The organism is Acinetobacter amyesii (assembly GCF_023499985.1).
Lineage (GTDB): Bacteria > Pseudomonadota > Gammaproteobacteria > Pseudomonadales > Moraxellaceae > Acinetobacter > Acinetobacter amyesii.
In genome coordinates, this window is sequence record NZ_JAMCOU010000025.1 from 1 (window position 1) to 15,646 (window position 15,646).

Here is a 15,646-nt window from a genome sequence, read left to right on the forward strand (position 1 = left end):
GTCCTAGATGAAGACGGCATACGGTATAAAGTCAAATCTCTGCCTGTAAATTCGGTACGAACAGCATGCCCAATGTGTGGTTTTTCCGTATTTTCTGGCATCGAGAGCATCAAAGTATCAGTCGCTTTGTCTCCCGTCGTCATAATACTGTGGCAATTCGGCATCTGTGTAAGCAGCTTCGCAATGTCGGTTGGCTGATAGATATGTAAAAACTTGTCTGATGCATTGCCTTTCAAACGAATCACTTGATAGGCCGTATCAAAAATGCCTATGCCTGTTTCATTTAAAAAATCTCGAATGAGCTGTTCTTTAAAAGTTTTGCCCTCTAGATTGAGAAAATGATTTTTATCCTGAAAAAAACATAGGCCAAAGATTTTCCACATGTCATTTTGGAAATTTGGATAGTAAAAATCCATTTTCCAACGTGTTTTGGGTGGCGGAAAACTCCCTAGCATCAAGAGTTTCCCATTTGATGGCAAAAATGGCGCTAAAGGATGCGTTTCGATTTGCGGACTCGCGTCGGAAATGTCTTTGCTCATGTAAATTTAACTTCGCCCAGTGGTTGAATCATAAAATGTCTATGAAAATTGTTCAGTGATGTGTTTTGCTATTTTTTCAGCCCATAACTGATAAATTTCTTTACTCGGGTGAAAGCCGTCTTTGGCCATTTGTAAATTTTTCTCACGATACTCGTGTAAATCGTATTGAATTAATCTCATATTCGCTTGAGTATTAACATAATTTTTTAAAATCGCATTCATCTTTTGCGAATATTGTCCAAACAACCATGACAATGGAAATGGTAAAGCTGGAAACGCATCCATTGGTGGCACACCTGAAATGATCAATAGCTGTGGATGAAACTTTTCCTCGACAGCTTGATATAAACGCTGCTGGAGCTTCAACCACTGCTCTGGCTGTTTTAATGTTGTAACATCATTTACTCCAACAGAGCTGATCACGACATCAAAGTTCTGCGTAGTGACATTGTCCAAAGCATTGATGATTTGCTGGCTATTATGCCCCGTTGTGGCTTCAAGGCAAAAGTGAACTTGATAATCAGGCGATAAAATTTTAAGCAATTGTCCTAATAGCGCATCCGACTGATGCTCGACGCCGACACCTGCTGCTGCTGAATCACCTAGTATTAATAGCGATAATGGTCTATTACCCTGACCACTCATCCCACAACGTTCTCCCATCGGTTCTGCTAAACGTGGGGTATTTTTTTTCACACGGTAACCTTGGATCAGTAATGCAGGTAACAGCAGCAGTGTTGATACTTTGAGTAGCATAATATTTAGCAATGATTGAGAGCTTGTCGACTGCATTATTTTAATTAGTTTAAAAAACAAAGCATTGACTCTATTGTTATTTTTCTACATTTTCTTTTTTTAAAAGCACCATTCTGCGGCATATTGCTAGTTTTTTATATTAATAATGATTATCATTTATCTGATTTCATTCTACCTATTTTATTATTTCAATGAAAAAACTTTCCCCACTTTTTTTAACTTGCTCTATGAGCGTTGCTGTTTCTTCTGCTTTTGCCCAAACTCAAAACTTACCCGCTTTAACCGATACAACAGAAAAAAAACATTTCCCCTATGCTGCTGCATGTGAAGATGTCAAAGCGCGAAGCCAAATATTATTAAACCTACAACATCAGTTAAATCAAAATCCAAAACAACATGCTCAAATTCTTGAAGATTTTTGGAAGCGTGTAGAGCTTATAGGTACACCAATCATTGAAAACTATGATGAACAACATAGCCGCATAGTTTTCTTATGGAAAGGTGCGCAGCATAATGTACGCCTTATTGGTGGCCCGAGTAATGACCATGAATGGTTAACACGCCTACCAAATACCGATATTTGGTTTAAAGAATCCATCATTGATCATCGTTATATTGGCAGTTATAGCTTTGCTGTCGACTTACCGAACTTAGAAGGTTATCTGTCAAATTATTGTCCGCATCTGAATCCTAAACTTAAAGAATCAAGAACGCAGCGTCGTGCTGTGATACAAGTACAACGCATTGATCCTTTCAACAAAAACACTTATCTCGCAAGTGATGACACATCAGGCTTGCGTAATGAAAATTTAGTGGCGCTTAAAGATGCCCCGCCTTTTATTGATCCAAAACAATATCCAAATGTGAACCCGCCCCAATTACAAGAGTTTGCTTTAGACAGCAAAATTTTGAATAACTCACGTAAAATCCAAATTTACCAATCTAAAGCTAAGAAAAATCAAAGCTATATCACCGCTATATTTTTTGATGGTCAGCAATATAACGAGTTGCTGAATGTTCCAAAGGCATTAGATATATTAGTTGAGCAAGGTCAGTTATCGCCAATTCAAGTCATATTTGTTTCTCCACCGAACGATCAGGAACGACCGAAAGAATTAACACCCAATGCAAAATTTTCAGCTTTTTTTAGTGATGAACTGATGCCTTGGATTCAAAAAAATGCACCTGCAAAAGTCGATTCGAAGAAAACGGTACTACTTGGGTCAAGTCTTGGCGGTTTAAGTTCAGCTTATTTAGCCTTAGAAAATCCAAATCAAATTAGTCATGTCGTACCGTTATCTGGATCATTTTGGTGGCAAAATGCGCCGACAGACCTCCCTAATGGCATGAGTAAAATCATTCGTGATAAAACCTCACAACCTAAACAGCATTGGTTTATTACTGCCAATAGTTATGAAAGCTCTCGAAATAATAATGAACTGAGTATTTTAGAGACTTCACCTATTGTTGCAGCCGATTTAAAAAATAAAGGTCATGATGTGCATTACCAATCATATATCGGCGGACATTCCTACGCGGTATGGCAAGTTGCCTTGCAAGATGCGCTCAAGCATTTTTTTGCACACAAGTAATTTATAAAAGTTTAGATCATAAAAAAGCCCTCAATTGAGGGCTTTTTTTGAAGCTATTACTGATTTAATTCCAGCGATTTATGCGTTTAAAGGTTCCAAAATCATTGAAACGTACACCAACCTCACGCATGACTTGGTGTGCAGTTTTTGCGGTTAGATGACGAATATAAAACGGCTCTTTGACCACAAAATGGTGGATGGCATGGGTCGAACCAAAGTTAAAGCAAAATAATTGCATTGGGAACAACCACCACGGATTTAACACCTGAGTTTGTTTAATGACATCGCGTGGGTCAATATCACCATAATAATGCATATTTGAGCTGATAAATTGTAAGCAGAAAGAACGTATAAAGTTCGGAATAATCCAAATCACAGCTAAAAAATTAATCGTTGGAATTAATTTCACTAAATTGACTGACCAACTAATACTTTGTCCTAACATTGGAGCAATACCATTCACCACATGATAAATGACAAATACATACCAAATGCCGTAATAAACAAAACTTAAAGGGAAAAATCCAGTCAATTGAGAGAACAATGCCGTTTTACGTTCTTTTTCAGGTTGTTTTTCAATGAATGTCCTAATCATCTTGAACATTTGAAATGGGCGCAAATAAACCGTCATCAATTGATCGCTAATGACCAATATACGACGTAAACCCCACGGCATGCCATTACTAATGCCCCGTTCTTCCAAGTCGTATTCTGAACCTGAATACTTATGATGATTGAGGTGCAAACGACGACGTGCCCAAGGACTAATAGTATTCGGACGTGCTAACCAAACCAAGGCCAACATGAGATGGTGAGCCCACGGCGTCTTTTTAAAATACATATAATGAATCAGGTCATGTTCTAATTCATGTGTCAGTGAAGCAAACATCGCCACTAAAATCACACAAGCCCATGCCGGTAAAATGCCAACAGCAAACGCCCAAGCTGAACCCAACATTCCCAGTAGCGCAAAAATAAGGATGGCTGCGCCTATAAAGTTTTGATGTTTTAAAATGGGATATTGCTGACGTAAGTCTTCACCAGCTTTCGTTACGACAGTTCTGACTTTGTTAATTCGCTGTTGATCTGTCATATCGGAAGACATAGACATAGTACAAACCTAAAAATTAATGAACAGTTGTACATTAAAGCAAATTAAAAAAAAGGAAATCGCTATTTTGAGAACAAATCATCGTCTGTTCAAATATTCAACATTTTATTTATTTTCAATATCTTATTTATAAATAATCTGAGTATTTACTCCATTTTTTCTTTGCAAAATCGGTTGCTTTTAATGTCTTTTCATCACAGGTTTTATGTATTCCTTTTTAACCTACAGAGGATGGCGAATATCATTTGAGAATAAAAAAGCCCCAATATTGGAGCTTTTTTATTATATAAAGAATTAACCTAATTTATTCACGATCTTCAACGGCAATACTTTCATCGCAAGACCTAAAGGCAACCACGGCCATTGTGGTACATAAGCTTTAACTGGTGCTTTCTCAATGGCTTTTGCTAAAAGATGTGAACCAGTTTTTTCATCGACTTCAAATGGTAGTTTTTTCGCACCTTCATTGATCTCCGTACGAATATAACCAGGGAAAATAGTCGTCACTTTAATTGGGGTATCAATCAGCTCTGCACGAATACCTTCAGCTAGAGCAGCAACGCCTGCTTTACTCGCACCATAAGCCGTTAAATGTTTAGGCATGCCGCGCATAGCACTCATCGAAGAAATCACCACCAAATGCCCTGCATTTTGGCTACGGAAAATTTCAACCGCAGCTTCACATTGCGCTAATGCAGAGATAAAGTTAGTTTCAACTGTGGCACGGTTAATTTCAAAATTGCCTTTACCAATACGACGACCTTCACCGACACCTGCGTTGACAATAACACGATCAATACTGCCAAAATCTGCTTTAAAGGCACGGAATACTTCAAACACTTGATCGTAATTTGTGACATCGAGGGTTTTCGCAATCACTTTGATGCCATATTGGCTTTCTAGTTCATTTTTTAGCGTTTCTAGACGCTCTAAACGACGTGCGCAAATGGCTAAGTTGTAGCCTTTTTGTGCAAACTCGCGTGCCATTCCTGCACCAATCCCTGAGCTTGCACCTGTAATTAAAATTGTTTTAGCCATGATAATTCCTTTGTTTATCTTAGATCCAAGTTAATAAATTTGGATCAACTGCTTTTATAAAATGATGTTCATTTAAACTGAGTAATTGCGGTTCATTTCCAACCAAACGCAGTGTTGTCATACTGGTATTGGCAATGGCCCAATTAAGTGCAAATGTTTTTTCAGGACTCAGCCCTAAAATTTTACCTACGGCAACCGAGATCACTCCACCTGAACTAAACACAACGGCATAACGCGGTTTGGTTTCAGCCAGTTGAGTGCATAACTTTTCTAGCGCTGTTTCGACTCGATTTTTAAAATGTGGCCAAGATTCATCGTATTCATGATGAAATTCTCCGCCTGTCCAACGCTCAATGGCACCTTCAAAAATTTTGGATAAATAAGCACGCGGGTTTTCATGCTTAGATACATCTTCTTTTAATAAATGCGGCTGGTTAAATCGAGGTTCATACTGAGCAAAAACTTGCTGATGATAAAATTCATTCCATGCGTTATCTGTATCAACTTGTGCTTCTGGAAAGCATTCAGCCAATGCAAGATTGGCTGTTTGTTGATGACGTTGCATGGAGCCTGCAACTACATAAGGACTTTCTTTTAAAATACGGTCAAAATACTGTCCCAGCACCTTAGCCTGTAGCTCACCATTGGGAGAAAGCTTGTCATAGCTTTCAGCGCCAAAAGAAGCCTGACCGTGCCGAATTAAATATATCGTGGTCATTTCCCTAAAATATCCTTCATTTTTTCAATATATTTTTGTGCCACGTCATTGGCTTCAAGTTTTTGCAAACCGATAAGTTTTAAGGCACGAATATGCAAAGCATGGATCACAATCCAAAAATCTTTAAATGCCGGATTATTGGTTTGTTTATGGTAGTAGCGGTAATAAATTTGCTGTGCAATTACTGCTAAACGGAAAATGCCGAACACTTCATAAAATGTCCAGTTGTCTGTTTGTAGACCAGTTTTTTCTAAGTAATATTCAACAACTTCTTTACGGCTAAACATGCCTTTCAAGTTGGTCGGCTGACGGCGTGTGGCTTTAAAAATTGCGTTATCGCCACTTTCAACCCAATACGCCAAAGCCGAACCTAAGTCCATCAATGGATCACCAAGCGTTGCCATTTCCCAATCCAATACGCCAATCACTTGGGTAGGATCATTTGGATCTAAAATCACGTTATCAAAACGCCAATCGTTATGAATTACACAGGTTTTAGAGTCAGCAGGAATATTGTCTTTGAGCCAATTACGGACATATTTAAAAGAAGGAACATTTAAGGTTTTGGCTTTTTCATAGCGTGCGTCCCAACCCTCCACTTGACGACGACAGTATCCGTCGCCCTTACCTATTTTTTCTAAAGCGGTACCTTCATAAGGCACTTGATGCAGTTCAATTAATTTGTTGATGACGTTGGTACATAACGCTCGAACTTGAGTTTCATCAAAATTAATTTCTTTGGGTAAGTTTGCACGTGGAATGATGCCTTCTACGCGCTTCATTACGTAGAAATCACAGCCAATCACTGATTCGTCCTGACATAGTGCCACCATTTCAGGGAGCACAGGATAAAATTCAGATAATGCTTTCTGTACGTTATATTCACGTGCCATATCATGTGCAGACTTGGCTTTGGTGCCTTTCGGTGGACGACGTAAGATTAAATCAGCATTGTCGTATTTTAAGCGATAAGTCCAATTTGATGCACCACCTGAATATTGAGTGACTTCTACAGGCCCTTCTATTTCAACGCCATGTTCAATCAACCAATTTCCTACAGCACGTACATCCAGTTCTTCACCCTCACGAACTGAACCGCCTACATCAATCACTGACATGCTTTTCTTCCTAAACTTGAATCTATCATGATGATAAAAATATAATTTTCTATAGTTTTATAGCATGGACAACTCGGGGTTGCCATGCCAAATATGTGACTACAACTTGTTTATTTTTTACGACGGCTGCTGTAACCGCGCTTCGCCAATTCTAATTTAGCAATCATGCCTTTATGTACTTCATCAGGGCCATCAGCTAGACGCAGTGAACGTGCTTGGGCAAAGAAACCCGTGAGCGGTGTATCTCGAGAAACCCCAGCACCACCGTGAATTTGAATCGCCATATCGACAACTTTTTCTAAGACACTCGGCGCAACTACTTTAATTGCAGAAATCTCGGTTAATGCAGCCATATTCCCTAGACTATCCATTTTATATGCTGCATAAAGGGTCAGTAAACGTGCCTGATCAATCGCAACACGTGCTTCTGCTACGCGTTCTAAATTGCCACCGAGTTTTAAAATTTCTTTACCAAACGCAGTACGGCTCATACCGCGGTCAATCATCAGTTCTAGCGATTTTTCAGCAGCACCAATACAACGCATACAATGATGAATACGGCCTGGGCCTAAACGACCTTGTGCAATTTCAAAACCTTGACCTCCACCGCCAATAAAGTTTGCAACAGGAACACGCACATTTGTGAAGCTAATTTCACCATGTCCATGTGGTGCATCGTAGTCGCCAAAGACCGGAAGCATACGTTCTATTTTGACTCCATCCGTATCTGCTGGAACTAAAACCATAGAATGCTGATGGTGACGGTCTTTGCTTTCATCTGGTGTATGTGCCATAAAAATAATAATTTTGGCATTTGGATCACCTAAACCTGAAGACCACCATTTACGTCCATTCAACACAATTTCGTCGCCTTCAACGACAGCTGTAGCTTCCATATTGGTGGCATCACTTGAAGCAACAGCAGGTTCTGTCATACAAAACACCGAACGGATTTTGCCGTCTAGTAATGGTGTTAACCACTGCTGCTTTTGTTGTTCCGTGCCATAGCGCCAAATCACTTCCATATTGCCGCTGTCTGGTGCATTGCAATTGAATACCGTGGGTGCAAGTAAACTACGGCCTGAAAGTTCTGCGATGTGTGCATATTCTTGTACAGATAAGCCTTGCCCAAGTTCAGGACAAGGTAAGAACATATTCCATAAGCCTGCAGCTTTGGCTTTATCCTTTAAAACCTCTAACTGTGCTGGCCATTGCCATTTGGTCCAATCACCACCTTGGTTCAACTCATGAACTTCTGCCCAAAACTCAGTTTCTACAGGCTCAATTTCATCTTTAATAAATTTTTTTGTTCTTTCAATATAATCTTGTGCACGTGCTGAAAGTTCAAACATGACAACATCCTTTAAATATTATGTTCTTTACGCTTTACAACACCATAACCTGAAATCTAATATGAACAAAATGATTTAATTCAATAGATAAACATGAATAGTATTCATAAAAACACCGTCATCGATATGGGTGTGTTTCACCGTATGGATATCAATTTATATCCACTTTATATCGCAATTTATGAACAAAAAAGCATTTCAAAAGCTGCAAAAATTTTGTGTATTACTCAGTCTGCAGCGAGTCATGCACTTCAACGTTTAAGACAACATTTACAAGATGACTTATTTGTACGTGCTGGGGCAAAAATGCTTCCGACACCATTTGCCGAGCAGATTTATCCTGTAATTAAAAATGCGCTTATTGCGATTCAAAGTATTTCTATCCAAAAACAACAATTTACTCCTTCAATGGTACAGAGCTTAAAAATTGCGGTACATGATGAAATTGAACCGATTATTTTTCCCAAGTTAGTTGAACATTTTCAACAGCAACAGTTTCAGATCCAATTTTCCAGTATTAAATTAGACCGCAAAACCATTGTGGCTGACCTTGCTGCACAGCAAATTGATTTTGCGATTGACCTTGAGCAAAACTTTGGTGAAAAAATAAATTTTCAAACTTTAGTAGAAGATCAATTCGTGGTTTGTAGTCAACATCCTAAGATGGATGAACATATTTACCTGTCTGCACCACACATTGGGGTTTCTTCACGACGTGCAGGAGTATTAGTCGAGGATATTTATTTAAACCGTAAAAAACACTCTAGAGAGATTTTTTTACGCTGTCAGCATTACTCTACTGCGCTACAAATTTTGGCACAGCAACCCAAGGCAATATTGACGATTCCACAAAATATTTTGACGCATTTACAGGTTGCTCCCGAACTGAATATTTTTGATGTACCTGTCTACTTACCGAAAATTAAACTAGGGATGTATTGGCATAATGATTTGGAATTAAATTCACGGCATGTTTTTTTGCGAAGCGAAATTTCTAAAATTTTTACTTAGGCTATTTTATGATGGTATATCAATTTGCTTAGGCTATTTAAATGGGTTTAGATTGAATTCTGGGTGATGAAACTTGCTGTATATTTATAGATCAAATGCTGATTATTTAAGGTATTTTTAACTGACCGTCGGTTTATTCGACAGCCATAAATCATGAGTTCTTATAAAATCTAAATTCCTGTTTTTATGCGATATGAGCTCGTTCATATCATTGTGTATGCTTTCAAATCTCTCCGCGAATTGGCTCATGGCGTTAGGTGCAGTATTGTGCCTGATCACAGTCTATGTTCTCTATAAAGTCACTATATTCTTAAAGGATTTTTTTCAACCTTTTAAGAAAGGAAAGTCTTACCTCTGCCGTGTATCTGATATTAGTGATGGCGACACCCTCACCTGCTATCGGATGAATCTGAGACGTTCTAAAACCAAACTTCGCTTTGCTTATGTTGATGCGCCAGAATCGACACAAGCCTACGGTAAAGAGTCTGCACGCCTGATCAAATCTATGGTTTACAAGAAATTTGTTCGCGTAAAAATCACTGATGTAGACCGTTATGGCCGCTGCGTTGGGGTCATTTATCGCTATCGTAAATGTATGAATGAAGAGATGGTAAAACGTGGGGCTGCGTGGGTATACGAAGAATACATCCGTGACCAAAAGCATTTGAACTATATGATGAATTTACAAAGCAAAGCACGTAAACAAAAGAAAGGTTTGTGGAAAGCCAGTCGTCCAATGCGCCCTAAAGAGTATCGTAAATTACATAAATAACAGACCACATTACAGCATGGCAAAGGAATATTTGATGACTTAGCCATGTCTAATATTTGACCTTTTTTTACTTCGCTATACAATAATGCTGCCCTTTTGGGCATAGAAAATAAATTAGATAATTAAAATTGGAATAATAATGACTGAACTTACTTCAAGCGAATTGAATCCGTTTCAACAAGATCAAAATATTCAGCCTCAAATTCAAAAAGCCGATCATCCCCTGTCTCCTGAAGGACGTTTTGGCCGCCTGTCTTATTTAGCGTGGTTATTTATCATTAGTATGATTTATACCTGCCTATTAGGCATCAGCGTCGCGCTGGGACTTTTTGCATTTTTCAATTCAGCAGAACGTAGTATTGAAGCACTTTTTAATTCATTCTTAGGACTCAGTGCGATCGCTCTGATTGTCGTTTCCATCGTTGCAATGTTTGTCGCAATGATCTGCATTACGATTCGTCGTTTACATGATCTAAATAAAAGTGGTTGGCTCTGTTTAATTTTTCTCATCCCACTGGTCGGTACCATCTTTAGCATTTATGTGATGGCTGCAAAAGGCACCGAAGGTGAAAATAAATTTGGTATTAAGCGTCCAACGGAACAAACAGAGAAAGTTATTGGGTCACTGTATCTGATCTTGATGATTGTTTATTTATTGGTCATGATCCCATTGATGTTCAATATGCAAAGTATGATGAACAATTTAGAACAAGCGCAATTACAAGAACAAGCGATGATGTCTGATAGTGAACCTGAATTAACGGATGAACAACTTGCGGCTTATTTAGAGCAAGCTGAATCAGAAGGTGAAGAACTTGCTTATGCAGATGGTGAAAGTGTAGAAATTTCAGAAAATGCAGACAGCTCAGCAGAAGATGCTGCAATTGCTGCTGCAGAAGCTTCTGTAGAATAAACTCGCATTGTTTAAGTTATCAATTCAACGATATGCATTGAACGATAAGCTTTAAATGAAATGTTATACAAGAAAACCTGTGTGCGCGCAGGTTTTTTTATACCTGTTTTTTATGCTTTGAGTTGTTCACTTGAATTGAAAATAAATTAGGCGTACAGTTGCGATAATTTAGTTACCCTAGTTAACTATCATGAATACCTCATTAGGTTTCCGCTCTTCACTTCTGCGCTGTGCGCGTCTCATAAGTGATGAAATCAACACGATTTTATTGCCCTATCAATTGAACTATTCGCTTTGGCAAGTCATGTTTGTCATCCGTGAAAAAACCGCTTGTACATCTATTGAAATGGCTGAATATTTAAACGTATCCAAGCCATCCATCACTAAGCGTGTCAAAATTCTTGCGCAGATGGATATTTTGAGTCACGTACAAACTGACGATAAACGTCAAAAGAAAATGAAGCTCAGCGAGACTGGACGTGAGTTATTTCAGCAATGTGCAAAAGACATAGATGCCTTTGAGCAGCGCCTGATCGCGCCATTAGCTAGCCAAGATATCCAACGCTCCATTCAAATTTTACACCGTGTCATGCAAGAACTTGAACAAAACACTGTAGGTGATGATCATGCACGATAAAGCACCACTTTGGACTCGAAATTTTATTTTAGTCAACGCCATTAACTTCCAATTGGTTTTAACCTTTTATCTCTTGGTTGTGGTGATCGTGGGCTATGCGGTGGCTGAATTAGGTGCGACAACTGCTCAAGCCGGTCTAGTTTCAGGCTTGTTCATTGTCGGCACATTGGTCGGGCGTTTATTGGTAGGCAAGTTCCTAGAACGCTTTGGACGTAAAACGACACTGATCGTTGGTTTAATTGGCTTTTTAGTCTTTTCTGGTTTTTACTTCATTCAGTTTGGCGTCGGCATGTTGCTTTTCATACGCTTTATGCATGGCTTTATGATGGGTATGGCATCAACAGTGCTGGGTACCTTAATTGCCCAAATCTTACCAGCGACACGTCGCGGTGAAGGCATTGGCTACTACAGCATGAGTAGTACTTTAGGTACAGCTATTGGGCCATTTCTTGCCATTTGGATGATGTTACACATTGGTTATCACGCGATTTTTATCGTTTCTACGATTATCGCATTGAGCTGCCTATTGGTTGCTTTGCTGATTCAAGTGCCCGATTTACCCAAAATCAATAAACCTTTCGATACTGTTGAAGCCGTCAAAAAACCGAGTTGGATTGCTCAATTTGTAGAACCTAAAGCATTACCGATATCATTCATCATGCTTTTCGCTTCAATCTGCTATTCAGGTGTTTTATCTTTCATTAACTTCTATGCCAAAGAAATCGATTTGGCTGAAACAGCCTCGTTTTTCTTTTTGATGTATGCCATTGCGATTTTAATTTCTCGCCCATTTACAGGCCCGTTGATGGATCGTAAAGGTGAAAATATTGTGATCTACCCTGCTTTTGTGATTATGGGCGTAGCATTGGTACTGCTCAGCATCACACAGAGTTCATGGATGCTTTTACTTTGTGCCGGCTTACTTGGACTTGGTTATGGCAATATTCAGTCGGTCTGCCAAACAGTTGCCGTGAAAAGTGCACCGCTTGAACGTATGGGCTTTGCCACTTCGACTTTCTTTATCTTTTTGGATGCCGGCTTAGGCTTTGGACCATACTTTATCGGTAAATTGCTCGACCATATTGGCTACTCACAATTGTATTTGTATAGCGCATTTGCTGCCTTTGCATGTATTGGTGCCTACTATATTTTACATGGTCGTTATGCCGTTCGAACCGCTTAAACTGTATTTAAACATCAAATCGTCGGCTGAAACGTCGACGATATTCTAAGGGGCTCAGCCCCGTTTTTTTTTGAAATAACCGTCGAAATGAGCTTGGGTCACTATAGCCAACATCTCGCATAATCAGATCTAAAGCATGTCCCGTTTCTTCTAAACGCTTTCGTGCAGCTTCAATCCGTATCGATTGTAAGTATTGATTCGGTGGAATATCCAAAGCCGCTTTAAAATGTCGAATCAATGTCCTCGTTGTCACATTAAACTGCGCCGCAAGTTCATCTAAGACTATATTTTCATGATAATGCTGTTCCAACCAATCTTGAACTTTTTGCACTAAACCATCCTGATGCGGTTTAGATATTTTCAATAATGAATAGGACAACTGACTGTCACGACGATAATCCAGTACAAATGATTTTGCCGTATGGATTGCCGTTTCAAAACCATAAAAACGTTCGATTAGGTGCAGTCCCAAATCAAACCATGCTAAGCCACCTCCAGCACAGTAAATATTTTGATCATGGCTAATGAGCTGATCTGCATTCAGTTTCACCAAAGGATAGCGTTCACTAAACATTTGCTGAAAGCCCCAATGCGTCGTTGCCTGCTTACCATCTAAAAGCCCTGCTTCCGCCAGAAAAAAATTACCCGTACAATTTCCTGCGATCAGTCCGCTCTGCAATTGCCGAGTTTTTAATAACTCGATCAGCGCTGAATTTTGCGCTAAAACATCTAAAATCGCCGCGCCTATCGTTGGAACAATGATGATATCTGCATCTGTTATTTCAGAAAATGCTAAATCTGCATAAAGCTTGATGCCATTAATACATTGCACAGCTTGACCATGTTGTGAGGCAATTTTAACCTGAAATAGCCGCTGCACATTTTGTTTTTGAATCCGGTTCCAACTGACTCCCGCCATTGCAAAGAGATCAACAACCCCAGTAATCGCAGAAGCCAAAGCACCATCAAATGCTAAAATTATGATTTTCTTCATTTAAAGTTCAAATTATCAAAATGTCATTTTTGACTTATTAAGTGTCATTATTGACAATTCTATATCTAAAAATCAACTGCTAGGCTTAAGCCATAAAATTCGACCCGATTAGAGATTGATCAATGGCGCAGTTAATCAATGACAAAGATTTAAATTTTTTGCTATTTGACGTGTTTAAAGCGCAAGACTTAACGCATTACCCACGTTTTGCTGAGCATGATGCTGAAACCTTCAAAAGCATCCTAGAAACTGCACAAGGTATTGCTCAAGACTTTTTTGCACCCCATAACGCAACAGCCGATCAAAACGAACCTACGTTTGATGGTCAACAGGTTAAAACTATTACAGAAGTCAAAACGGCATGGAAGCAATTTGCAGATGCCGGCCTACTTTGTGCGCAGCATGATTATGATGCAGGCGGTATGCAACTTCCGACTTTGATCAACATGGCTGCTAATGCCTATTTCATGTCAGCAAATCCATCGTCAGTGGCTTATTCATTTCTAACCGCTGCGGCTGCAAATGTAATTCAAGCTTTCGGTACGACTGAACAAAAAGATAGGTTTGTACCGCATATGTTCAGTGGTCGCTTTGCTGGAACGATGGCCATGACTGAACCTGATGTGGGTTCATCTTTGGGTGATTTGACCACAAAAGCCATACCACAAGCCGATGGTACTTACCTCATCAAAGGCCAAAAGATGTTTATTTCAGGAGGTGACCAAGACATCACTGAAAATATTGTCCATTTGGTCCTTGCTCGCATCCAAGATGCACCTCAGGGCGTGAAAGGTATATCGCTATTTATTGTTCCGAAGTTTAAAACCCTGAGCGATGGTTCACTTGCAGGCGCCAATGACGTTCAACTGGCTGGCTTATTACATAAAATGGGCTACCGAGGTACAACATCGACTGTGCTGAGCTTTGGTGAAAAAGATCAATGTACTGGCTATCTGATTGGTGAAGCAGGTGCTGGTCTTAAATATATGTTTAAGATGATGAATGAAGCACGAGTCGGTGTCGGCTTAGGTGCAGCCATGATTGGATACCGTGGCTATTTAGAGTCACTCGAATATGCCAAAAACCGTCCACAAGGTCGCTTAGTATCAGATAAAAATCCTGCCGCTAAACCTGTCAATATTATTCAACATACAGATGTTAAACGGATGCTTTTGGCACAAAAATCCTATGTGGAAGGCGCACTTGCATTATGCCTATTTGCTGCACGTTTAATTGATGAACATCAAGCCGCTAACAATGAAGACAGCGCGTTGTTATTAGATTTGATTATCCCTGTCGTCAAATCATTCCCTTCCGCCTATGGACCAAAAGCCAATGATTTAGCCATTCAAGTTTTAGGTGGTGCGGGCTATACCCGTGAATATCCACTTGAACAATGCTATCGCGACAATCGCTTAAATCCGATCCATGAAGGTACATTTGGGATTCAGTCTTTGGATTTATTGGGTCGTAAGCTTTGGCAGCACAACAGCAAAGGTTTGATGCTGTTATTACAACGTATGCAAAATACGATTGATCAAGCTCAACATCCAAAAACGGAAGCGCTTGCAGCGATTTTTTCAGCGCATTTAAACACGGTGAAGAAAACCACACAAAGTTTGGGACAAGTCCTCGCCCAAGGTCGTGTCGATCAGGCGCTGGGTAATTCTGCATTGTATCTAGACATGATGGGCAAAGTCATCATTTCATGGCTATGGCTTGAAATGGCCAATCAAGCCCTTGTGAAATTTGAACATTCAGATTTAGCTGAAGATCAACAATTCTTAGCCGGTAAATTACAAGCCGCGCAATATTTTATCCGCTGGGAATTACCTGAAATAGAACATCAAGCCAAGTTATTGCTAGAACTTGATGATACTTGCCTCAACATGCAAGAAAGTTGGTTCTAGCC

General features: G+C 39.5%; 15 protein-coding genes. 7 read left to right on the plus strand and 8 right to left on the minus strand.

Translation table 11 applies throughout. From position 1 onward, the window contains the following. Both M5F03_RS06180 and M5F03_RS06185 read right to left on the minus strand, forming a co-directional pair. On the minus strand, positions 1–539 hold a 539-nt coding region (locus tag M5F03_RS06180; protein WP_249707457.1), incomplete at its 3' end, for a uracil-DNA glycosylase family protein. Between the two features lie 39 nt (positions 540–578). Further along, complete coding sequence (locus M5F03_RS06185) at positions 579–1,295, minus strand: SGNH/GDSL hydrolase family protein (protein WP_249707459.1); 717 nt, start codon at positions 1,293–1,295, stop codon at positions 579–581. 227 nt (positions 1,296–1,522) lie between these two features. Between M5F03_RS06185 and M5F03_RS06190 the strand changes: the two genes are divergently transcribed. Then, positions 1,523–2,887, plus strand: a complete 1,365-nt coding sequence (locus M5F03_RS06190) for an alpha/beta hydrolase-fold protein (RefSeq protein WP_249707461.1) — start codon at positions 1,523–1,525, stop codon at positions 2,885–2,887. A gap of 64 nt (positions 2,888–2,951) precedes the next feature. Here M5F03_RS06190 and M5F03_RS06195 read toward each other — a convergent pair whose 3' ends face one another. From M5F03_RS06195 to M5F03_RS06215, 5 genes are all read right to left on the minus strand, one after another. After that, on the minus strand, positions 2,952–3,998 hold the full coding sequence (locus M5F03_RS06195; RefSeq protein ID WP_180023621.1) for a fatty acid desaturase: 1,047 nt from the start codon (positions 3,996–3,998) through the stop codon (positions 2,952–2,954). A gap of 294 nt (positions 3,999–4,292) precedes the next feature. Beyond that, on the minus strand, positions 4,293–5,036 hold the full coding sequence (locus M5F03_RS06200) for an SDR family oxidoreductase (RefSeq protein WP_078193819.1): 744 nt from the start codon (positions 5,034–5,036) through the stop codon (positions 4,293–4,295). Between the two features lie 19 nt (positions 5,037–5,055). Then, positions 5,056–5,754 carry a histidine phosphatase family protein gene (locus M5F03_RS06205; protein ID WP_249707471.1) on the minus strand — a complete coding sequence of 233 codons (699 nt, stop codon included), beginning with the start codon at positions 5,752–5,754 and terminating at the stop codon, positions 5,056–5,058. Then, positions 5,751–6,872, minus strand: coding sequence for a phosphotransferase family protein (locus tag M5F03_RS06210; RefSeq protein WP_249707481.1), 1,122 nt, complete (start codon positions 6,870–6,872; stop codon positions 5,751–5,753). The genes M5F03_RS06205 and M5F03_RS06210 overlap by 4 nt, the downstream gene beginning before the upstream one ends. Before the next feature lie 110 nt (positions 6,873–6,982). Further along, positions 6,983–8,224 (minus strand): acyl-CoA dehydrogenase family protein, encoded by a 1,242-nt coding sequence (locus M5F03_RS06215; RefSeq protein ID WP_249707483.1) that lies wholly within the window; start codon positions 8,222–8,224, stop codon positions 6,983–6,985. Between the two features lie 93 nt (positions 8,225–8,317). On the opposite strand from M5F03_RS06215, the gene M5F03_RS06220 reads away from it, so the two are divergent. The 5 genes from M5F03_RS06220 (at position 8,318) to M5F03_RS06240 (ending at position 12,740) form a co-directional block, all read left to right on the plus strand. Further along, complete coding sequence (locus tag M5F03_RS06220; protein ID WP_249707485.1) at positions 8,318–9,235, plus strand: LysR family transcriptional regulator; 918 nt, start codon at positions 8,318–8,320, stop codon at positions 9,233–9,235. Positions 9,236–9,452: 217 nt separating this feature from the next. Next, complete coding sequence (locus tag M5F03_RS06225) at positions 9,453–10,007, plus strand: thermonuclease family protein (protein ID WP_078190973.1); 555 nt, start codon at positions 9,453–9,455, stop codon at positions 10,005–10,007. Between the two features lie 139 nt (positions 10,008–10,146). Continuing rightward, positions 10,147–10,920 carry a DUF805 domain-containing protein gene (locus M5F03_RS06230; RefSeq protein WP_249707487.1) on the plus strand — a complete coding sequence of 258 codons (774 nt, stop codon included), beginning with the start codon at positions 10,147–10,149 and terminating at the stop codon, positions 10,918–10,920. 190 nt (positions 10,921–11,110) lie between these two features. Beyond that, a complete protein-coding gene (locus M5F03_RS06235) occupies positions 11,111–11,557 on the plus strand; it encodes a MarR family winged helix-turn-helix transcriptional regulator (protein ID WP_249707489.1) in 447 nt (148 codons plus the stop codon). Next, the gene (locus tag M5F03_RS06240; RefSeq protein WP_372491127.1) at positions 11,541–12,740 is read left to right on the plus strand and encodes an MFS transporter; all 1,200 of its coding nucleotides are present in this window, start codon (positions 11,541–11,543) and stop codon (positions 12,738–12,740) included. The genes M5F03_RS06235 and M5F03_RS06240 overlap by 17 nt, the downstream gene beginning before the upstream one ends. Positions 12,741–12,747: 7 nt before the next feature. Here the strand turns inward: M5F03_RS06240 and M5F03_RS06245 are convergent, their stop codons facing one another. Next, positions 12,748–13,734: a GlxA family transcriptional regulator gene (locus M5F03_RS06245; RefSeq protein ID WP_249707493.1), complete on the minus strand. Its 987-nt coding sequence runs from the start codon at positions 13,732–13,734 to the stop codon at positions 12,748–12,750. 122 nt (positions 13,735–13,856) lie between these two features. Here M5F03_RS06245 and M5F03_RS06250 point away from each other — a divergent pair, with 122 nt between their 5' ends. Next, positions 13,857–15,644, plus strand: a complete 1,788-nt coding sequence (locus tag M5F03_RS06250) for an acyl-CoA dehydrogenase (RefSeq protein WP_249707495.1) — start codon at positions 13,857–13,859, stop codon at positions 15,642–15,644. Positions 15,645–15,646: the final 2 nt, after the last annotated feature.

Coding starts and splice junctions, on each gene's coding strand:
- M5F03_RS06225 (WP_078190973.1), top strand. CDS start 9,453: ATGCTTTCAAATCTCTCCGCGAATTGGCTCATGGCGTTAGGTGCAGTA.
- M5F03_RS06220 (WP_249707485.1), top strand. CDS start 8,318: ATGAATAGTATTCATAAAAACACCGTCATCGATATGGGTGTGTTTCAC.
- M5F03_RS06205 (WP_249707471.1), bottom strand. CDS start 5,754: ATGACCACGATATATTTAATTCGGCACGGTCAGGCTTCTTTTGGCGCT.
- M5F03_RS06210 (WP_249707481.1), bottom strand. CDS start 6,872: ATGTCAGTGATTGATGTAGGCGGTTCAGTTCGTGAGGGTGAAGAACTG.
- M5F03_RS06185 (WP_249707459.1), bottom strand. CDS start 1,295: ATGCTACTCAAAGTATCAACACTGCTGCTGTTACCTGCATTACTGATC.
- M5F03_RS06235 (WP_249707489.1), top strand. CDS start 11,111: ATGAATACCTCATTAGGTTTCCGCTCTTCACTTCTGCGCTGTGCGCGT.
- M5F03_RS06200 (WP_078193819.1), bottom strand. CDS start 5,036: ATGGCTAAAACAATTTTAATTACAGGTGCAAGCTCAGGGATTGGTGCA.
- M5F03_RS06190 (WP_249707461.1), top strand. CDS start 1,523: ATGAGCGTTGCTGTTTCTTCTGCTTTTGCCCAAACTCAAAACTTACCC.
- M5F03_RS06195 (WP_180023621.1), bottom strand. CDS start 3,998: ATGTCTATGTCTTCCGATATGACAGATCAACAGCGAATTAACAAAGTC.
- M5F03_RS06250 (WP_249707495.1), top strand. CDS start 13,857: ATGGCGCAGTTAATCAATGACAAAGATTTAAATTTTTTGCTATTTGAC.
- M5F03_RS06230 (WP_249707487.1), top strand. CDS start 10,147: ATGACTGAACTTACTTCAAGCGAATTGAATCCGTTTCAACAAGATCAA.
- M5F03_RS06240 (WP_372491127.1), top strand. CDS start 11,541: ATGATCATGCACGATAAAGCACCACTTTGGACTCGAAATTTTATTTTA.
- M5F03_RS06215 (WP_249707483.1), bottom strand. CDS start 8,224: ATGTTTGAACTTTCAGCACGTGCACAAGATTATATTGAAAGAACAAAA.
- M5F03_RS06245 (WP_249707493.1), bottom strand. CDS start 13,734: ATGAAGAAAATCATAATTTTAGCATTTGATGGTGCTTTGGCTTCTGCG.